The sequence below is a fragment of the Mesorhizobium sp. M1322 genome (assembly GCF_040318085.1).
Lineage (GTDB): Bacteria > Pseudomonadota > Alphaproteobacteria > Rhizobiales > Rhizobiaceae > Mesorhizobium.
The window spans coordinates 56,049-75,201 of the sequence record NZ_JAMYLP010000020.1 but is presented as its reverse complement, the minus strand read 5'-3'; the positions used below and the strand labels follow the sequence as shown (position 1 = coordinate 75,201).

The window sequence follows — 19,153 nt, the reverse complement described above, 5'->3', positions numbered from 1 at the left end:
CTAGGTTGAGCGAAAATTCGGAGCCGGCCGCATCCATCATGCAGACCTTTGATTTCATCGTAGTCGGCTCCGGCTCGGCCGGCTCGGGTATGGCGGAAAGACTTTCGGCCTCCGGCCGCTTTTCGGTTCTGGTGCTCGAGGCCGGCGGCAGCGACCGCCGTTTCTACGTCCAGATGCCGCTCGGCTACGGCAAGACCTTCTTCGATCCAGCGGTCAACTGGAACTACAAGACCGAGCCGGACCCCGGGCTCGCCGGCAACGTCGACCACTGGCCGCGCGGCAGGCTGCTCGGCGGCTCGAGCTCGATCAACGCCATGGTCTGGATCCGGGGCGCGCGCGAGGATTTCGACGCTTGGGCAGCGGCCGGCAATCCCGGCTGGGGCTTCGATGACCTCTTGCCTGCCTTCAAGGCGCTCGAGGACAATCAGGCCGGCGCCGACCAATGGCGCGGGGTTGGCGGCCCGCTGCACATCACCGACTGCTCGACCGCCGTCCACCCGCTCACCAAGCGCTATCTGGCCGCCGCCAATCAGGCCGGCCTGCCGTTCAACCCGGATTTCAACGGCGCCTCACAGGAAGGCGTCGGCATCTATCAGATCACCACCAAAAACGGCCGCCGCATGTCGGCCGCCCGCGCCTTCCTGCGCCCGGCGATGAACCGAAAAAATGTCCGCGTCGAGATCAATGCGCTGGCGACCAGGATCCTGTTCGAGGGCAAGCGCGCCGTTGGCATCGAGTACCTGCAGAACGGTGAGACGAAGACCGCCCGCGCCGGGCGCGAAGTCATCCTCTCTGGCGGCTCGATCAATTCGCCCCAGTTGCTGCAGCTTTCCGGGGTCGGCCCGTCGGCGCTGCTTGGCGCGCTCGGCATTCCCGTCATTCATGCCAATGAGAATGTCGGCGCGAACCTGCAGGACCATGTCGGCATCAACTACACCTTCAAGGGTCGGCTGCCGACGCTCAACCAGATTTTGCGCCCTTGGTGGGGCAAGCTCATGGTCGGCATGCAATATGTCCTCTTGCGCTCCGGCCCGCTGTCGCTGTCGATGAACAATGCCGGCGGCTTCTTCCGCACCGACCCGGCTCTTTCACGGCCCAACATGCAGCTTTATTTCCAGGCGTTCTCGACCGTCATCCCGAAGAGCGGAGAACGCCCGATCCTGACCCCAGATCCGTGGCCGGGCTTTTCCATCGGCCTGTCCAACTGCCGTCCATCGAGCCGTGGCGAGATCATGATCCGCTCCGCCAATCCGCGCGATTATCCGAGGATCGTGCCCAACGCCTATTCCACCAACGCTGATGTCGATGAAATGCTGGCGGCGGTGAAGTTAGTGCGCAAGTTCGCCTCGATGCCGGCGATGGCTGAGATCATCGAGGAAGAGGTGTTGCCCGGTCCGTCAATCACCTCGGACGCGGATCTGATCCAGGATTTCCGGAAGCGTTCGGGCACCGTCTATCACCCGGTCTCGACCTGCCGCATGGGGCCGGACGCTGCGCGCGCCGTCGTCGACCCGCGCCTGCGGGTTCACGGCCTCGCCGGCTTGCGCGTCATCGACGCCTCGATCTTTCCCGATAACATCACCGGCAACACCAACGCCGCCTCGATCATGACCGGATGGAAGGGCGCCGAACTGGTTCTGGAGGATCAAGAATGAAGATCACCGATGTGAAGACCTGGGTTGTCGGCAACCCGCCGCCCGGCATCGGCGGTAAGTATTTCATCTTCGTCAAGCTCACCACAGACGGCGGCGTGGTCGGCTATGGCGAGGCCTACAACGCCACCTTCTCGGCCCATGTCACCGCCAGGATGGTCGAGGACATGGCCGAGCGCTACCTCATCGGCCGCGATCCGCACGACATCGAAAACTTCTTCCGCCGTGCCTATTCGTCCGGCTTCACCCAGCGCCCCGACGTGTCCGGCATGGGCTGTTTTTCGGCGCTCGAAATCGCTTGCTGGGACATCATCGGCAAGGAGGCCGGCAAGCCGGTCTACAAGCTGCTCGGCGGGCAGGTGCACGAAACGCTGCGTTCCTATACCTACCTCTACCCACACACCGGCAGCGTCCACTCGGAGGATGCGCGCGGCAAAAACGTCTACAACGATCCCGATATGGCGGCCGAATGCGCGCTCGAATATGTCGAGCAGGGCTTCAGTGCCATCAAGCTCGACCCGGCCGGCCCCTACACCGCCTTTGACGGTCACCAGCCGCGCCTTGTCGACATCGACCTTTCCGCCCGCATGATCAAGGCGATCCGCGAGACGGTCGGCACCCGGGCCGACATCCTGTTCGGCACGCATGGCCAGTTCACCGCGTCGGGCGCGCTGCGCATGGCCCGCGCCATCGAACCCTATGACCCGCTGTGGTTCGAGGAGCCGGTGCCGCCCGATATGCCGGAAGTGATGGCGCAGGTGGCGCGTGGCACGTCGATCCCGATCGCCACCGGCGAACGGCTGACGACCAAGTTCGAATTTGCCCGTGTGATCGAGAACCGCGCGGCGACCATTTTGCAGCCGGACCTCGGCCGTTCCGGCGGCATTCTCGAAACCAAGAAGATCGCCGCCATGGCCGAGGCCTATCACATCCAGGTCGCCCCCCACTGCTATTGCGGACCGATCGTCGGTGCGGCCAACATCCAGCTTGCCGTGACCTTGCCCAACTTCCTCATCCTTGAATCGCTGAAGCAGTGGGACGGCTTTCACGAAAAGCTGCTGAAGAAAAAGATCGAATGGCAGGACGGCAACGTCATTCCGTCGAAGGAGTCGGGCCTCGGCGTCGAGCTCGACGAAGCCGTCTGTGATGCGCATCCCTGGACCGGCAAGGACCTGCATCTGCAGATGATGCAGACGCCGTTGATGCCGTGAGCGCGCGCGAGAGCTACGCCTTCATCGGCCTTGGCCATCTCGGCGGTCACCTCGCTGCCAGCCTGCTCCGCAACAGCTTTGCCGTCACTGTCTTCGACCGCGATCCCGCCGCTGTCGAGCGCCTGTTCACGCTCGGCGCCACCGCCGCAAAGAGCCCAGCCGAGGCGGCTGCCCTGGCCGGCAACGCCATCACCTGCCTGCCGTCGCCTGATATCAGCGAGGCGGTACTGGCCGGCCCCGGCGGATTGCTCGAAGGCCTACCCAAAGGCGGAAGCTGGGTCGAGATGTCGACCAATGGCCAAGACGAGATCCTGCGCCTTGCATCCCTGGCTAAGGCAAGCGGCGTCGAAACACTCGAATGTCCGGTCACTGGCGGCGTGCATCTGGCGGCCGCCGGCAAGATCACCGCACTGGTCGGCGGCGATCCGGCACTCTATAAGCGCCACCGCCCGGCCATTGAAGCGATGTGCGCAAAGTCTTTCCTGATGGGCCCGATCGGTTCGGCGGCGGTAATCAAGGTCATCACCAACATGCTGGCCTTCATCCATCTTATCGCCGCCGGCGAAGCGCTCATGCTGGCCAGGAAGGGCGGCTGGATCTTGCCCAGTCCTACCACGCCATATCAGCCTCCTCCGGCAACAGCTTCGTCCATGAGACCGAGAGCCAGCTGGTGCTGAACGGGTCCTACGACATCGGTTTCACCATGGACCTGGCATTGAAGGACCTGGGCTTCGCACTGGCCATGGGCGAGAAATTCGGCGTGCCGCTCGAGCTCGCCTCGCGCGTCAACGCCATATTCGAACAGGGGAAGAATACCTATGGCGGCAGCGCCTGGTCGACCATGATCGTCAAGCTTCTGGAAGATGCGGTCGGGACCGACCTTCGTGCGCCTGGTTTCCCGGCCAAGCTCGACGTCTGACATCAGGTAATTGTCACGCGATTTCAGTACATTGACTGGATCGCCGAAATCACGCCCGTAACGACCTGAATCAGTCTCTCAGCGCGTTGATTCAATACCTCAGCGTGAGCGCCCCCGGCAGGATCTCGAAGGTCGCCGGTATGCGCCCCGGCGACTCACCGTCTACGTCGACCAGCGCGGCGTTCTTCTGCACGTCGCCCAACGGTTCGACAACCACTTTCCTGCCGCGCAAAATGGTGATCGCCGGATGGTTACGATGCCGCCCGCCATAGAGCAGACGGATGTCCCAGATCAGTTTCAGCTTGCCAGCCGCACGCAGGATGACGATGTCGAATTGACCGTCGTCCAGTTCGGCATCCGGCGCGATCATCATGCCGCCGCCGAAGAATTTTCCGTTGGCCACCGCCACCAGCGCCACGCGCGCCTCGACCGGGACGCTGTCATCGACGGTGATCACAACGTCCTGGAACCGGTAGCGCATGAATTCCCAAACAGTGCGCCAGTAGAACAGCGCCTTGGCCGACACCTTGCCCTTGCGCTTGTCGGCGTTGACCGCGCGATCGGTGGCGCCTGAAAGCCCGAGGCTGGCGATGTTGATGAAATGGCGGCTGGCCAGCGCGCCATGGTCGTCGACATAGGAGATGCGGCCGGCATCGACCTTGTGGGCCTTGGCATCGGCGATGCGCTTCAACGTCAGGTCGACCTCGCCAGACAGGCCGAGCCCGCGGGCGAAATCGATGCCGGCGCCGCAAGGCAGCAGGCCGAGCTCGGCCGTCCGGCCGCTTTCCGCAAACGCCTGCAGCCGCCCGTCGGCGACTTCGCTGGCGGTGCCGTCGCCGCCCGCCGCGATCACCAGGTCGAAGCCGCTGGCGGCAAGGACGAGCGCCAGCCGTTCGGCGTCGCCGGTCGCCTGCGTTTCGCGCAGCTCGAAATCGCCGAAATGTTTCCTGAGCGAAGCACTGACCTCAGGCCAATGCCGTTTGAGCCGGCCGCCACCGGCAATCGGATTGAGAACCACCCCGACCTTCAAGAACGCCCTCCCTAAGGACGGCAACGACACTGCTGTCCTAAAATCCTTTGCCGGCATTGAAGCCCGCGCCGCTCTGTGGGGCAAGGGCCGAATGTTTGATCATGCTGCTCGCCGCAGATGAGGGCGTGTCCCGCCCTCTCGTCCAGAAAAACGCTCCGACGCCGAACTCAGTCCCCGATAATCCCGCTATCCACAGGCGCGCGGCTGTTTCGCCAAACGCTTATCCGGCGTACATTTAACCCATCTCAGGCGGCTACCGATCGCCAAGTCGAAAGGCAAAGCGAAACGGCGGATTTCCTGAGGCCCGTACGGCTCCGAATGAAAGCAGGCTTGCCTGTTTTGAGGACCGAGACCTACGGGGCCGCGGAAAGCGTGCGAACGCCTACGGCGGACCGATGCTGCCATGAAGGACGGCAAAAACCTTCGATGGCGCGCTGGCCGAGGCCCGCAAGGGTGGAGACTGGCGAGGTCCCGAACGGACGCTGCCCTCGGGCGGTGGCTGGCAGGACCGTCAACATCAAGGCCGGCATGGCGCGACGTCTTTACGGAAGTTGCTGCCGCGACCGTGTCCTGATCTGACAGGGAGGCGCTGGGAGAAATCCCGGCGCCGACTGTCTTTTATAGCCATCCCGCGAGTGTTATGGGCGCGGCTTCAGCGTAACGCCGGACCTTGGGCGAGCGCGATTACGGTGCCGACGGCACGATCTTCATCACCAGGCGCTATCAAGCTGCACTCCGGTCTGCCGCCTGATGAAGGCAGGCGCCAAGCTCGATCACGTCGACGACTACCTGATGCCGTTCGGCCACAGGCGGAACTCCTGAAACCTTCCCTTGTGCTCCGCCACGCACATTCCACAATCGCGGCCAAATCCCGCCTTGATCCACGGCGATTGGTGACGCACCAGCGCCGCACGTCCTTGAAGCACTCGCCAAGGCAACTCGAAGGGACAAGACCGTGATCAAGACCGCCCTTGTCGCCATGACCATCGTCGGCTGCGACTGCGATGCCAGGCTTTGCGAGTATATCGGCGAGGCGCCGGCCAAGTGGTCGACGATCGCCGACTGCGAAGCGGCGATGAAAAGCCAGATGTTGCACGAGCGCAATTTCAACTACCCGCTCCTGTCCGGCATCTGCCGCACAACGCAGACGTTGTCGCGGCTTGCCGCGACGGCCCCGACGCTTGAGTTGGCGGCGGCAGCGCAGACCGCCACCGACCCACTCCCGTCCGAATTGAGCCGTCGGCCCAGCGTTGCTGTCGGGTCGCAGGCAACAGCCACGGAAACAGAGGCTGCCAAGCCGGTCGCCTTTGAAGCCGCGGTCGATGGCGGACGCTCGGTGCTGTATCGGACGAAGACCGGTTACGCCTTGGTCAAGACCGACCTTGGGCGGGCCGCATTTGCAACGATCGGCTTGGCGAAGCGGTCGGCGAACTGGCTGGCTGCGAAAATGCCGGGCGGTTTGTAAGCGACTCAAGCGATGCCGCTCAGCGCCTTGATCGCACGATAGAAGGTCGAGGAGAACAGCTCCGGGTCATACTGTCGCTTCCTCGCCAGGAAGGCCGGCAATTCCGGATAGGACGCGGACGCGCCTTGCCCGTGTAGTGCAGAAAGAAGCAGCCACTATGCCTAGTCGTCACGTCGATCAGCGCCCGTGTATTCGTCGGCCGTGCCCAGACCGCTTTCCATCGATCTTCGGCATGAAGCTGCGCTTGAAAATTCAAGCTCGATGCCTGATGATCGCGGCGTTCTGGTGAAGGTAGAAGGCCGCCGCCCCATGAAGCTTCCAACCCGCATCATGCTGTCCTTGATGTTGGCGCTTGTTCCGGCATCAGCTAGGGCACAAAGCCCTGATCAGGGCGGCGACAGGCTCCTAACCGTGGGCCCGGACGATCCGGAGATGGCGGCGGCAATCGAACAGGCACGCGCCAGCCTCGATCAATTTCTGACACTGTCCGAGACGCCGCCGCCCGGAACAGCCAGGTTCAAATTGAAGGTCGTGGTCGAGGACGGAAACGCAGCCGAACACTTCTGGGTCATCCCCTTCCACCGGACCGCGACCGGATTTGCAGGAACATTGGCAAACGAGCCGCAGGCTGTGCGTAACGTCGTGAATGGCCAGGACATCGAATTCACCCGGGATGATATTTCCGACTGGGGATACACCAAGAACGGTCGCCAGGTGGGCAGCTTCACCGTCTGTGTGATGTTGAAGAAGATGCCGAGAGAAGACATGGATTCTCTCCGAAACAACTACGGCTTCGACTGTTAAGCGTGACCTTCTGCCAATCCTGCTAACCCGCCGCCTCGTCCCTTGCGCCAATCTTGCGCACCAGCGCCGCCGTCGCCAGCATCGCGCCGATGTCTGATATCATCGGCGCGATATGCTTGGCGTAGTCGAGCGGCACTGAGCTATCCGGCAGCTCGAAGAAGTCCTTCGTCTGCGGCAACAGCAGAAAACCGTTGCCACCATTGAGCGCAACCCGCGCAGCATCATCAGGCCAGGTCTCGCTGAGCCATGTCAGTGCCTGCGCCAGCCGGCCGCTCACCAGCGGTTGCGCCGCCTCGACATTGTCGGTGCGGAAGTCGTAGGCAGCATCAAGCTCGGGCACGCCGCATGACAATTCTTGCATCTTGCTGGCGAACATGCCGCGGAAGAATCCGACGGCCATGTCACTCCGGCGGGCGGCCACCAATATGCCGGGGAACGGCACAATCGTCTCGAAGGCGACGACGATCCCCTTGAATGCTATCGTGCCGCTCTTGCCCGTGCCTTGCCGGAGATCCGCTTCGTAAAGCTCGAACGGAAATCCCTCGTAGCGGCCGGATACGATGTCGTCGAAGCGCTTGGTGTTGAAAGTGCCGATCGTCTCGCGCGGCAGCCGGTCGAATGAATTCGGCGTCACATCATGCTGGTAGCGCATGTCCTCAATGAAGCCGAAGATGATCGGCAGCAGCGTCTTGCGGGACGATCGCTGCAACGTGCTCGCCGGCTTGATCGCCTGGAAATAGAGCAGGATCGCCGCCACGAACCCGGCGACATAGAGGAGCACATGCGGCGTCGAGAACCATCGCTCGTATGGATCGGCGACCGTGTTGAAAAGCCAGGCCACCAGCGCCACGACCGCCAGCACCAGGCCGACGAACAGCGGCACCCGCCAGCGGACTTGCCGGTAGGCCGAAGCCCTCCTGGCCTCATAAGCCTCGATCTCCCTCCTGATGCCGGCGATGTCAGCTTCATCAGGCATGAAATCCGCCGCTTCCATCGCCATCCCCGTCGAAAGACCCGAACACCGAGCTCGGACAATAGCCGATTTTGCGGAAAGTCGCGCGACTACAGCGTTGGGATGGTGGTGAGCCCACACGATTTATCCGAGACACCAGTCAACTGTGGCTATCAATTCCGGTTACCAAAAACCGCAACGAAACGGGCCGTAACGTGTTGCCTTAATGCGCCCTCCAGCGCTTCAACAGGAACCAGCCGCTCATGGTCGCCGGCGCGCAGCCGCATGAAGGGATGCAGCCGGTAGGCGGCAATGGCGCCACGCGTGCCGGCGTCGGCGCTGATATCGGCGGTCAGGATGCCGCCCATGCGGCCGGGCCATGGCTGGCGCGCAAAGGCGGTGCCCAGGAAATCGCCGAGCCCATAGGCGACGAGCGCCTTGCCGATCCGCTCCACCGGCTGCACGACATGGGCATGGTGGCCGGCGATCAGCCCGACGCCTTGCGCGGCCAAATGCCGTGCCAGTGCCCGCGTTGCGGCCTGTGGAAAATGCCGGAATTCCCAGTCCCAATGTGGCACGGCACAGATGATGTCGAAGCCGTGAGCAGCATCGCGCGGCCATCGTGCCGGGTCGCCTTGCATCGACACACGGCCCGCGAACGCAGCCGCGCCGGCATTGCGCCACAGCGTGAAAGCGGCAAAGCCTATTGTCAGCGGCCCGACCGCAAGGCGTTCGACCGGACCGGCGGCGGCGGTACCGATGCTGCGGATGCCGAGACGGGTCAGCGCCGCCACGGTCTCGTCGAAACCCTCGACGCCTTGGTCGAGCACATGATTGTTGGCGAGCGACAAAACCAGCTTCTCGCGCGAAATGCCTACTGAGGCCAGCGCCTCGGCGAGAAACCGCTCGGTCATGGCATGATGGGTGCCAAGCTTCGTGCCCACCGCCGCGCTCGGGCGCTCCACCACCGGGCTTTCGCAATTGCCGACCACCAGATCGGCGGAGCCGAGCAGCGCGACGATCGCCGGGGCGCAGTCCGGCGCGCTTCGATTGGCTACTGCCGAGATATCGCCGACAAAGGCGAGCCGCACCGTCCGCGCCGGCGGCGGCTCGATCATCGTGCCTGCCGCCGGTGCAAAACCACGGGCGTCGCCGCCAAGCGTCGGCTTCAGGAAACGCGGCAGCCAAGACAATTTGTAGGAAAGCGGATAGTTCGACACGCGCAGCCTGCACCGGATGAACTGCCACGGTAGACGATGCGCCTGATATAGCGAAGCGCCTCCGTTCGGAATCGTGCGGCCAGATACCCCGCAGTAGGCGCAGCACACAAGATGCGTATATGGTTGCCGCCGAACGGCATACCGGAGGACCAAGATGACGCGATTTTCGAGCCTGCTGGCATCCGCCCTTATTCTGCTGCTGCCGGTTGCTTCTGCCGGTGCCGCAGCCCCCGAACCGGCCGCCCTGTTCGAGGCAAAAACCGTAGCCGACCGCGACAGCACGCTTACTGCGCTGGAAGCCGCTGCACCCACTGATCCCGCGTCGGCCTATGCCGCCGGCGCCGGTGAATTCTTCACCGCGCTGGAGATCCTGGCCGGCGGCCTGCACCGCCACGGCTTCGAAAGCCCGCAATCGTTCATGCTGCCGCTGATGCGGCTGCCGGTGCCGGACAATCCCAATCCCGAGCCGCTGACCTACGACGGCTTCCGCGCCATCCTGGTCGCCTTCCGCGATCGGCTGGAAAAGTCCGCCGCCACCCTTGGATCCGTGCCTGCCGATGCCGACATCGGCATGGAGGTCGACCTCACACGTCTCGGCATCGACCTCAACGAGGATGGCCAGATCGCGCCGGACGAAAGCGCCGCCGCGATCATGGCATCCCTGTCACGCGGCGGTGCGCCTGACCCGGCCGCACCCGCCCTCACCTTCCGCTTCGACCGCGCCGATGGCTACTGGCTGCAGGGCTATGCCGAATTCCTGATGGCGCAGGCCGATTTCTGGCTCGCCCATGATTTCAGGAACGCCTTCGACGGCTCCTTCCACATGCTGTTTCCGCGCGCCAAACTGCCGTTGCAGGACACGCTCGTTCCGCCAGACGGCGGCATGAGCGGCGGCATGTTGTCGTCCGAATGGCGCATCGCCGATTTCATCTCGCTGGTTCATCTGGTCAACTGGCCGGTCGTCGAGCCGGAGCGCCGGCAGGCGGCGCGTCGCCATCTCATGGAAATGATCCGGCTGTCTCGCGAGGACTGGAAGACGATCCGCGCCGAGACCGACAAGGACCGTGAATGGCTGCCCGGCCCGCAACAGAAAGGCGCCAGCCCGCTCACCGGCCTGGAGGTCGGCGAGGAGCAGGTCCAGGCCTGGCACGCCGCGCTTGATATGGCCGAGGATCTGCTCGAAGGCCGCACCTTGCTGCCGCATTTTCGCTTCGCCGACAAAGGCATCAACATGAAACGCTTCTTCGACGAGCCGAAGCCGTTCGATCTGGTGCTGTCGATCACCGGCCCGGCCATCGCGCCCTATCTCGAGAGCGGAAAGATCCTCACCGGCGAGGAGTTCAACCAGATCCAGCGCCAGTTCGGCGGCGCCGGGTTTTTGACCTTTGCGCTGTGGTTCAACTGAGGGCGCGTTTCGACATCGCTCCTGACACCCTTGTGTCAGCAGTTTGGTTTCGTCTCGCGCCCCTGGTCACTCCGCTCTTTCCATTTTGGCCGATACCTCCCATATTCGGGGCATGGCCAAACTTTCCGATAAAAAAACGCCGCCGCCGGCGCGTGATGATCGCGCTTCGCCGCCCAAGCGGCGCAGCCCGCTGACCGATTTCCTCGATGCCTCGGAGCCGTTGCACAAGGGCGGCTTTGCCGAGGCGCCGCAGGCCGAATTCTCAGGCACGCCGGTGACCGGCTCGATCGCCGATTGGGCCGAGCAGATCGAGCAGGAAGCCGAAAAGGAAGGGCGCCAAGTCTCCCCCCTCGAGGGGGAGATGTCGCCGCAGGCGACAGAGGGGGTCGCCGGAGCTAGCGCGGGACGCAAGGGCACGCCGAGCGCTGCCGCACCGACCCCACCCGGCGGCTCCGCCGCCACCCTCCCCTCAAGGGGGAGGGAAGGCGCCAAGCAAAAGAAAATCCCCGAGCGCTCCTCCTCCCCCGGCCGCACGGCACGCGGCACCTCGATGGGCGGCGCGGCTTCGGCGCGGGAACGCACCGCGGCCGGCCTCAATCCGGTCGCCGGCCTCGATGTTTCGCTGGAGGAAGCCGAGAGGATGGCCTCCGGCGGCGTCACCGCCACCGTTGCGGCGCTGTCGGCGCTGATCGAATCCGGCAATCCCTTGCACAAGGACGGCGTGCTGTGGACGCCACACCGCCCGGCACGGCCTGAAAAATCCGAAGGCGGCATCGCCATCAAGATGGTGTCGGATTTCGAGCCGGCCGGCGACCAGCCGACGGCGATCAAGGATCTTGTCGAGGGCGTCAACGACAACGACCGCACCCAGGTGCTGCTCGGCGTCACCGGCTCGGGAAAAACCTTCACCATGGCCAAGGTGATCGAGGAGACGCAGCGCCCTGCCCTGATCCTCGCCCCCAACAAGACGCTGGCTGCGCAGCTCTATTCCGAGTTCAAGAAATTCTTCCCGGAAAACGCCGTCGAGTATTTCGTCTCCTACTACGACTACTACCAGCCGGAAGCCTATGTGCCGCGCACCGATACCTTCATCGAAAAGGAATCCTCGATCAACGAGCAGATCGACCGCATGCGCCATTCGGCGACGCGCTCGCTGCTGGAGCGCGACGACGTCATCATCGTCGCCTCGGTGTCCTGCATCTACGGTATCGGCTCGGTCGAAACCTACACGGCGATGACCTTCCAGATGCAGATCGGCGACCGGCTCGACCAGCGCGCGCTGCTCGCCGACCTCGTCGCCCAACAGTACAAGCGCCAGGATATCAACTTCGTCCGCGGCTCGTTCCGCGTCCGCGGCGACACGATCGAGATCTTTCCGGCCCACCTTGAGGACCGCGCCTGGCGCATCTCGCTGTTCGGCGACGAGATCGAGGCGATCACCGAGTTCGACCCGCTGACCGGCCAGAAAACCGGCGAATTGAAGAGCGTCAAGATCTACGCCAATTCGCACTATGTGACGCCGCGCCCGACGTTGAACCAAGCCATCAAATCGATCAAGGAAGAGCTCAAGCACCGGCTGGTCGAACTCGAACGGGCAGGCCGCCTGCTCGAGGCGCAGCGGCTGGAGCAGCGCACCCGTTTCGATCTCGAGATGCTTGAGGCGACCGGCTCCTGCGCCGGTATCGAGAACTATTCGCGCTATCTCACCGGCCGCCAGCCGGGCGATCCGCCGCCGACCTTGTTCGAGTACATCCCTGACAATGCACTGGTCTTCATTGACGAAAGCCATGTCACCGTGCCGCAGATCGGCGGCATGTATCGCGGCGACTTCCGCCGCAAGGCGACGCTGGCCGAGTACGGTTTCCGTCTGCCGTCCTGCATGGACAATCGCCCGCTGCGCTTCGAGGAGTGGGACGCCATGCGCCCACTCTCCGTCGCGGTTTCGGCGACGCCCGGCGCCTGGGAGATGGAGCAGTCCGGCGGCGTCTTTGCCGAGCAGGTCATTCGCCCGACCGGCCTGATCGACCCGCCGGTCGAGGTGCGCCCGGCCAAGACCCAGGTCGACGATGTCGTCGGCGAAATCCGCGAAACGACCAAGGCCGGCTACCGTACACTGGTCACCGTGCTGACCAAGCGCATGGCCGAGGACCTGACCGAGTATTTGCACGAGCAGGGCATTCGCGTCCGCTACATGCACTCCGACATCGACACGCTGGAGCGCATCGAGATCCTGCGCGACCTGCGCCTCGGCGCCTTCGACGTGCTGGTCGGCATCAACCTTTTGCGCGAAGGCCTCGACATCCCCGAATGCGGCTTCGTTGCCATTCTCGATGCCGACAAGGAGGGCTTCCTGCGCTCCGAAACGTCGCTGATCCAGACCATCGGCCGCGCCGCGCGCAATGTCGACGGCAAGGTCATCCTCTACGCCGACCAGGTCACCGGCTCGATGGAACGGGCGATGGCCGAGACCAACCGCCGTCGCGAAAAGCAGATGGAGTGGAACGCGGCCAACGGCATCACCCCGGAATCGGTCAAGTCGCGCATCTCCGACATCCTGGACTCGGTCTACGAGAAGGACCATGTCCGCGCCGACATCTCGCAGTTCACCGACAGCGCCGGCGCGATGATGGGCAACAATCTGAAAGCCCATCTCGACGCGATGGACAAGCAGATGCGCGACGCGGCAGCCAACCTCGACTTCGAGAAGGCGGCCCGCATCCGCGACGAGATCAAGCGGCTGCGCGAAATGGAGCTGTCCATCTCCGACGATCCGCTGGCCAAATATGCCGACATGGAAAGTCCGGTTTCAGGCCGCGAGAAGGGTAAGCACAACAAGGGCGTGGCCAAACATCGTACATCAGAGGAACAAGAGCGTTTCCGCAAACTGGACGCGGCACGTGCCGCGGAAGAGGCTGCCCGGCCCAACCTCTTCCGCAAGCCTCATCTTGACGAGATGGGCGCCGACGGGGCCGTGCCGGTGAAAAAGCCGTTGTTTGCCAAGCCGTCGCTGGACGATATGGGTCCCGGCACCGACATGCCGACGCCGTCAGGCGCGGTGTCGCGTTCGCTGTTCAAGAAACAATCGGCACAGGAGGCGCACGGCTCGGATTTCGGTATCCCAGGCGATCCGATCAAGCCGCTGTTCAAGAAGAACTCGCTGGACGAGATGACCGTTCGGCGGACCGAAAAGCCTGTTGAGGGAAAACTGCCGACCAAGCCGCAGCCGATCCCCGCACCGGTGGGGGCCGGCAGGACAGAGGGGAACGCGAAGGAACGCAGCGATTCCGCCAAGCCTATTGTCCGCCAGCGCGCCGGCATCGGTTCTTATGAGGATCCGGGCGACGCCCGCCGCGAAAAGCGGCGGCCGGGCAAGACCGGCAGACCGGGGCGGTAATCTGCCGTAGCGCCGCTTGAGCGCCGCATGTATCTTCTTGCCATCGCTTAGGTGGCTGCCGATGATAACACGCCGTTTCTTTGGGGTTCTCGCCGCCGTTGCTGCAGCGTTCCTGCCGTCCCGCGCGGCATCTCAAACAACAAGCGCACCGCGGCGCTTGCAAGACGACATTCCGATAGCCGCGCAGTGGATATCCAACGCACTGCAAAGTTCGGGCTATGGCGCGGATTTCTCACCGCAGAGCATATCCGAGGTGGAACGGTTCTTTCGCGAGCACACAAAGGATGGAGAGCCAATCTCCGGCGGTTTGATATCGCAAGATATCGGGCCGCGTTTGTTTGCATTGGGATGCTACTGCGGCGAGGTGCTTCGCAAGGAACTCGGCGGGCATTGGCTGATGAATGACCATGATCCCGAAGGGGAAATTAACGCGGCTCTCGAAGTCGGAAGCGGCGTTACCTGCTGGCCCATGCAACGGGTCATGAGGCGGCTGCGCAACAGCGAAGACGACCTGATGGCTTGGGCCGAAGGGATCAGGCGAGGCTGAAAGGCCGAGTATCCAAACCTACGACAACAATTGGCAGCAAACCTGGGTTCGATGCGGCAGCAAGGCAAACTCCACATTCTACCCCTGATGTTAGGCAGCAAAGACACGCCTTTGCGGGCTGGCGCTGATCTTGGACCGGTGCAGAAACACCTTGGCTTTCCGAAATGGCTGTATGTCTATCAGGATCAGCCATGCGGCTTTCTTCTGGGTTATGGCGATCTGGAAATCAACATTTTGATCAGGCGCAATCGAGCGCGAGTCCACCGCATCAGCATCAAACTTTGGCACATGCCTGATATGGCCAAGCCTTTGCGTTTGAAATGGAGTGGCAACAGCCAAATCGATCTCGACGGCTTTAGTCCAGCCATGACTTTTTCGGCCGCCAAGAGGCTCCTCGCAAGTCTAGGGCTGCAAGCCGAGGAATATAAGATGGAAAGCGGATATGAAACTGTCCGTCGGCTCGTGCTTCCTCACGCCGAGCTTCATTTCTTCAAGGGACCGGAAGAGCCGGTCCTGATGGAGATTCACTTCGAAACGCCACAGGAAATCCAGCGAACCAAGGGGGACTTTATATTCCCTTTGCCAGACTAAGGCCTGCCTGCAGAGGACACAGTTGCAACTCACCCCGCCTTTGGTGCATTCGCTCCGCACACTCGAACGTTGAAAGGAGGGCTGCGTGCATATCGATCACCACCGTCAGCGCGGCCCTGTCCCTGCCCTGCGAGCTTGCTTGCGGGGCTGACCAGAGACGGGTCCGGGTTCTCCCGCTTCGATTTTCTTGGTCTGCCCTTCGTGGTGCTGCTACACCGAGCCTGATGGCCAGCCTGCGCACCGTCAAAGTGCATCGAACCGGAGCTTCCCTCCGGGGCAGACCAGAGAAACCCACATGGCCCTGATCAGCCTCAAGTCCCTCGGCGTCGCCATGAGTGCGCCGCTCTTCTCCAACCTTGATCTCACCATCGGCACCGGCGACCGCCTCGGCATCGTTGCCGCGAACGGCCGCGGCAAGTCCACTTTGCTGAGGTGCCTGACCGGCGAAATGGAGCCGACGTCAGGCGACATCACCCGTACGCGCGGCCTGCGCGTCGGCCATGTCGAACAGTCTGCTTCCCGCAGCATTGGCCGAGCATGGCTTTCAGCAGGTCGTGCCCGACGGCTTGCCGGCCGAGCAGGCTGAAAGCGAGCAATGGCGCGTCGACGTGGTTCTCGATTCACTGGACGTACCGCAGCCGATGCGCGAGCGGCCGATGCGGGCCTTGAGCGGCGGCTGGCAAAGGCTGGCGCTGATCGCCCGCGTCTGGGTCACCGACCCGGACGTCCTGCTTCTCGACGAGCCGACCAACCATCTCGACCTCGCCAAGATCAGCCAGCTCGAGACCTGGCTGAACGCGCTGCCGCGCGAGGTGCCGGTGGTGATCGCCAGCCACGACCGGGCGTTCCTCGACGCAACGACCAACCGGACGCTGTTCCTGCGCCCCGAACAATCGCCGGTGTTCTCGCTGCCCTATTCACGGGCACGCGATGCGTTGAGCGAAGTCGACGCCTCGACCGAGCGCAAATTCCAGCGCGACATGAAGGTGGCGCAGCAATTGCGCCGGCAGGCGGCCAAGCTCAACAACATCGGCATCAACTCGGGCAGCGACCTGCTGACGGTCAAGACCAAGCAGCTCAACCAGCGCGCCCAGCGCCTCGAGGAGGTCGCAGCACCGGCGCACCGCGAAAAATCGGCGGGCGCGATAAAGCTCGCCAATCGCGGCACCCATGCCAAGGTGCTGATCACGCTCGACGACGTGGCGGTCGAAACGCCTGACGGCACGCTGCTGTTCAGGACCGGCAAGCGCCATATCTGCCAAGGCGACCGTATCGTCTTGCTTGGCCGCAACGGTGTCGGCAAGTCGCGGCTTATCAGCCTGATCAAGAATGCCGTCGTCGAGCCCGATATCGCGGCGCAAGGCGTGAAGGTGACGCCGTCGACGGTGCTCGGCTACAGCGACCAGGCGCTGTCTGATATCAGCGGCGACGACACACCGCTGGCGATGCTCTCGCGAAGATTCGACGTCGGCGAGCAGCGCGCCCGCTCGCTGCTGGCGGGTGCGGGCGTCAGCATCGACATGCAGGAGCGCAGCATCGACGTGCTGTCGGGCGGGCAGAAGGCGCGGCTGATGATGCTGGCGCTCAGGCTCGCCAATCCCAATTTCTACCTGCTCGACGAGCCGACCAACCATCTCGACATCGACGGCCAGGAAGCGCTGGAAACCGAACTGCTCGCCCATCAGGCAAGCTGCGTGCTGGCCTCGCACGACCGCTCCTTCATCAGGGCGGTCGGCAACCGCTTCTGGCTGATCGAGAAGCGGCGGCTGACCGAGATCGACAGCCCGGAAGACTTTTTCCGAGAGGTCGCCGAGACGGCAGATTGAGTCATTTGGCACAAGATGTCTGGCAGATGCGATCCGATTACGAGGAGCCGCTGAGCGGCCCTGCTGAATAGCCTTCATAGGTAGAGCAACAACGCTTGGATGGAGACACAAAGCTTGACGACGTTCCGACCCGCCAGCGCCAGCCTTGAGTTCGCAAAAATTACGTATCATTTTATGAGACGTTGCCTTGACTTCCGAAACGTATCATGTGATGGTACGTTTCGGGAAGACCGCAGATGATCCGTTCGTTCAAGGACAAGACCAGCGAGGCGGTTTCGAAAGGCAAGGCCCCGAAAGGCTTCCCCTCTGATCTTGTTCGTTCGGCTCAGCGCAAGTTGTTCATGATCGACAACGCCGCTGAACTGGCGGACCTGAAGACGCCGCCCGGCAACAGGCTTGAACCGCTGAAAGGCAATCGTGCCGGTCAGCATTCAATCTGCATCAACGATCAGTTCCGCGTCTGCTTTCGGTGGGTGGACGGGCAAGCAGAGGATGTCGAAATCACCGACTATCACTAGGGCTCGATATCACGATGCACGACGCATGATCATCGCTTTCCTTGGCAATTAACCGTTGTCAAACCGCTCACTGCCAGGAGCTTGTTATGTTGTATTTTGACACCCCGATCCATCCCGGAGAAATCCTTCGAGAGGAATTTCTTGTTCCGCTTCGTGTGAAGCCTTACACGCTGGCCAAAAAGCTGCATGTTCCGCGCACGCGCATCGAGCGCCTGGCCAGCGAGACGACACCGGTAACTCCCGACACCGCGCTGCGCCTTGCCAAGTTCTTCGGAACAACGCCGCAGTTTTGGATGAACATGCAGTCCAGTTACGATCTCGCGGTAGAGGGCGAAGCCAAGAAGGCAGAACTCGACGCAATCGAGCAGATGGAAGCTGCTTGAGATCATCGATGGCGGAGTGAACCCGGTCCTGTGGCAAAAAAATCTGACGGTCTGTCGGATCATGGCCGCACGCCACGTCCTTGGGATGCCGACACGGTGATGCCGGCGCCAATCGAGGAGAAAGCATCATGTCTATTCTGTCATCCGTAGGTCGCATAGCGATCCGTTACTCGGCGGCTCGCGCCCGCTACCGCAGCGAGCGCGCCCTCCTTTCGTTGCCGATCGAACTGCGCAAGGACATCGGCTGGCCGGAAATCGTCGTCGACGCACAGAACAGCCCACGGATTGGCCTGGCTCCTTGACAAGGGCCGACCGTCGCACGGTCGGCATTAAAAAAAAACGCATCGGCCATGTAGGATCGCCGCTGCCTCATTCGTCCTGCGGTTCGCAACGCCCAACCAAAGAGGAGCAAGACATGAACGATCAGCCCCAAACCCAGCCTGCCGCGAAAGTTCTCGGCGGATTGACGCCCTACCTTCAGCTGGACGGCGCCTTCAAGGCTTCAGAGTTCTATCAGAAGGCATTCGGCGCCGAGCAGGTCTTCTTCTATCCGCCGGACGAGCAGGGCCGGACGATGCACATCCATCTCCACATCAACGGTTCGACCTTGATGATTTCCGACTTCTATCCCGAGCACGGAATGGCCGCGGTGAAGCCGCAGGGCTTCACAATGCAGCTCCATCTCGGCAGCGACGACATCGACGCCTGGTGGCAGCGCGCCATCGATGCCGGTTGCCAGGAAGTGATGCCCTTGCAAGTGATGTTCTGGGGCGATCGCTGGGGTAACATGCGCGATCCGTTCGGTGTCGAGTGGGCAATGAACGCGCCCGTGAACGCCGCTAGCTGAACAGCGCCACCAGCCAAGGAGAACCACAATGTCCTATGTCGATGGCTTCGTACTCGCCGTGCCCAAGGCAAATCTCGATGCCTATAGGGAAATGGCGCAGCTCGGCGGCACCGTCTGGAAGGAGCATGGCGCGCTCGCCTATGTCGAATGCATAGGCGACGACGTGCCCTATGGCGAGGTCACCTCGTTCCCGCGCGCCGTGCAAGCCGGGGAAGACGAGGTCGTCGTCTTCTCATGGGTCGTCTATGAATCGCGGCAGAGCCGCGATGCGGTAATGGCCAAGGTGATGGCCGACCCACGCCTGAAATCCGACTGGTCGGCGATGCCGTTCGACGGCAAGCGCATGATCTTCGGCGGCTTTCAGCCTTTTATTGAGCTGTAGGCCCGCG

The 19,153-nt window shown here is 62.8% G+C and carries 16 protein-coding genes and 2 pseudogenes; 15 read left to right on the top strand and 3 right to left on the bottom strand.

Going from position 1 to position 19,153, the window contains the following annotated elements; genetic code table 11:
* Positions 1-38: 38 nt before the first annotated feature.
* The 3 genes and pseudogenes from NKH12_RS10705 (at position 39) to NKH12_RS10695 (ending at position 3,782) form a co-directional block, all read left to right on the top strand.
* Complete coding sequence (locus tag NKH12_RS10705; RefSeq protein WP_352953073.1) at positions 39-1,655, top strand: GMC family oxidoreductase; 1,617 nt, start codon at positions 39-41, stop codon at positions 1,653-1,655.
* Complete coding sequence (locus NKH12_RS10700; RefSeq protein ID WP_352953072.1) at positions 1,652-2,863, top strand: mandelate racemase/muconate lactonizing enzyme family protein; 1,212 nt, start codon at positions 1,652-1,654, stop codon at positions 2,861-2,863. The genes NKH12_RS10705 and NKH12_RS10700 overlap by 4 nt, the downstream gene beginning before the upstream one ends.
* Positions 2,860-3,782: pseudogene (locus NKH12_RS10695) on the top strand (NAD(P)-dependent oxidoreductase). Before NKH12_RS10700 ends, NKH12_RS10695 begins: the two are co-directional and overlap by 4 nt.
* Positions 3,783-3,873: 91 nt before the next feature.
* Here NKH12_RS10695 and NKH12_RS10690 read toward each other — a convergent pair.
* Entirely contained in the window at positions 3,874-4,812 is a 939-nt protein-coding gene (locus tag NKH12_RS10690) for a diacylglycerol/lipid kinase family protein (RefSeq protein WP_352953071.1), read from the bottom strand.
* A 955-nt stretch (positions 4,813-5,767) separates the two neighbouring features.
* On the opposite strand from NKH12_RS10690, the gene NKH12_RS10685 reads away from it, so the two are divergent.
* Both NKH12_RS10685 and NKH12_RS10680 read left to right on the top strand, forming a co-directional pair.
* The gene (locus NKH12_RS10685; RefSeq protein ID WP_352953070.1) at positions 5,768-6,277 is read left to right on the top strand and encodes a hypothetical protein; all 510 of its coding nucleotides are present in this window, start codon (positions 5,768-5,770) and stop codon (positions 6,275-6,277) included.
* 261 nt (positions 6,278-6,538) lie between these two features.
* Complete coding sequence (locus NKH12_RS10680) at positions 6,539-7,081, top strand: YegJ family protein (RefSeq protein ID WP_352953069.1); 543 nt, start codon at positions 6,539-6,541, stop codon at positions 7,079-7,081.
* Between the two features lie 22 nt (positions 7,082-7,103).
* Here NKH12_RS10680 and NKH12_RS10675 read toward each other — a convergent pair whose 3' ends face one another.
* Positions 7,104-8,075, bottom strand: coding sequence for a hypothetical protein (locus tag NKH12_RS10675; protein WP_352953068.1), 972 nt, complete (start codon positions 8,073-8,075; stop codon positions 7,104-7,106).
* A gap of 131 nt (positions 8,076-8,206) precedes the next feature.
* A complete protein-coding gene (locus NKH12_RS10670; protein ID WP_352953067.1) occupies positions 8,207-9,253 on the bottom strand; it encodes a CapA family protein in 1,047 nt (348 codons plus the stop codon).
* Positions 9,254-9,407: 154 nt separating this feature from the next.
* Between NKH12_RS10670 and NKH12_RS10665 the strand changes: the two genes are divergently transcribed.
* The 10 genes and pseudogenes from NKH12_RS10665 (at position 9,408) to NKH12_RS10620 (ending at position 19,146) form a co-directional block, all read left to right on the top strand.
* The gene (locus tag NKH12_RS10665) at positions 9,408-10,658 is read left to right on the top strand and encodes a hypothetical protein (protein WP_352953066.1); all 1,251 of its coding nucleotides are present in this window, start codon (positions 9,408-9,410) and stop codon (positions 10,656-10,658) included.
* A 112-nt stretch (positions 10,659-10,770) separates the two neighbouring features.
* The gene (uvrB, locus tag NKH12_RS10660; RefSeq protein WP_352953065.1) at positions 10,771-14,052 is read left to right on the top strand and encodes an excinuclease ABC subunit UvrB; all 3,282 of its coding nucleotides are present in this window, start codon (positions 10,771-10,773) and stop codon (positions 14,050-14,052) included.
* Between the two features lie 61 nt (positions 14,053-14,113).
* Positions 14,114-14,599 carry a hypothetical protein gene (locus NKH12_RS10655; RefSeq protein ID WP_352953064.1) on the top strand — a complete coding sequence of 162 codons (486 nt, stop codon included), beginning with the start codon at positions 14,114-14,116 and terminating at the stop codon, positions 14,597-14,599.
* A gap of 30 nt (positions 14,600-14,629) precedes the next feature.
* Positions 14,630-15,190 (top strand): hypothetical protein, encoded by a 561-nt coding sequence (locus tag NKH12_RS10650; RefSeq protein ID WP_352953063.1) that lies wholly within the window; start codon positions 14,630-14,632, stop codon positions 15,188-15,190.
* A gap of 295 nt (positions 15,191-15,485) precedes the next feature.
* Positions 15,486-17,016 (top strand): annotated as a pseudogene (locus tag NKH12_RS10645) (ABC-F family ATP-binding cassette domain-containing protein).
* Positions 17,017-17,252: 236 nt separating this feature from the next.
* Positions 17,253-17,534 (top strand): type II toxin-antitoxin system RelE/ParE family toxin, encoded by a 282-nt coding sequence (locus NKH12_RS10640; RefSeq protein ID WP_352953062.1) that lies wholly within the window; start codon positions 17,253-17,255, stop codon positions 17,532-17,534.
* Between the two features lie 86 nt (positions 17,535-17,620).
* On the top strand, positions 17,621-17,917 hold the full coding sequence (locus NKH12_RS10635) for a HigA family addiction module antitoxin (protein ID WP_352953061.1): 297 nt from the start codon (positions 17,621-17,623) through the stop codon (positions 17,915-17,917).
* Positions 17,918-18,045: 128 nt separating this feature from the next.
* Positions 18,046-18,219: a hypothetical protein gene (locus NKH12_RS10630; RefSeq protein WP_352953060.1), complete on the top strand. Its 174-nt coding sequence runs from the start codon at positions 18,046-18,048 to the stop codon at positions 18,217-18,219.
* A 113-nt stretch (positions 18,220-18,332) separates the two neighbouring features.
* Positions 18,333-18,764: a VOC family protein gene (locus tag NKH12_RS10625; RefSeq protein WP_352953084.1), complete on the top strand. Its 432-nt coding sequence runs from the start codon at positions 18,333-18,335 to the stop codon at positions 18,762-18,764.
* A 28-nt stretch (positions 18,765-18,792) separates the two neighbouring features.
* The gene (locus NKH12_RS10620; RefSeq protein WP_352953059.1) at positions 18,793-19,146 is read left to right on the top strand and encodes a DUF1428 domain-containing protein; all 354 of its coding nucleotides are present in this window, start codon (positions 18,793-18,795) and stop codon (positions 19,144-19,146) included.
* Positions 19,147-19,153 lie beyond the last annotated feature (7 nt).

Bases quoted from the DNA above. Each gene is read 5' to 3' on its own strand.
- NKH12_RS10675 (WP_352953068.1), bottom strand. From the start codon at position 8,075: ATGGAAGCGGCGGATTTCATGCCTGATGAAGCTGACATCGCCGGCATC.
- NKH12_RS10700 (WP_352953072.1), top strand. From the start codon at position 1,652: ATGAAGATCACCGATGTGAAGACCTGGGTTGTCGGCAACCCGCCGCCC.
- NKH12_RS10665 (WP_352953066.1), top strand. From the start codon at position 9,408: ATGACGCGATTTTCGAGCCTGCTGGCATCCGCCCTTATTCTGCTGCTG.
- NKH12_RS10655 (WP_352953064.1), top strand. From the start codon at position 14,114: ATGATAACACGCCGTTTCTTTGGGGTTCTCGCCGCCGTTGCTGCAGCG.
- NKH12_RS10620 (WP_352953059.1), top strand. From the start codon at position 18,793: ATGTCCTATGTCGATGGCTTCGTACTCGCCGTGCCCAAGGCAAATCTC.
- uvrB (WP_352953065.1), top strand. From the start codon at position 10,771: ATGGCCAAACTTTCCGATAAAAAAACGCCGCCGCCGGCGCGTGATGAT.
- NKH12_RS10705 (WP_352953073.1), top strand. From the start codon at position 39: ATGCAGACCTTTGATTTCATCGTAGTCGGCTCCGGCTCGGCCGGCTCG.
- NKH12_RS10680 (WP_352953069.1), top strand. From the start codon at position 6,539: ATGCCTGATGATCGCGGCGTTCTGGTGAAGGTAGAAGGCCGCCGCCCC.
- NKH12_RS10635 (WP_352953061.1), top strand. From the start codon at position 17,621: ATGTTGTATTTTGACACCCCGATCCATCCCGGAGAAATCCTTCGAGAG.
- NKH12_RS10640 (WP_352953062.1), top strand. From the start codon at position 17,253: ATGATCCGTTCGTTCAAGGACAAGACCAGCGAGGCGGTTTCGAAAGGC.
- NKH12_RS10630 (WP_352953060.1), top strand. From the start codon at position 18,046: ATGTCTATTCTGTCATCCGTAGGTCGCATAGCGATCCGTTACTCGGCG.
- NKH12_RS10625 (WP_352953084.1), top strand. From the start codon at position 18,333: ATGAACGATCAGCCCCAAACCCAGCCTGCCGCGAAAGTTCTCGGCGGA.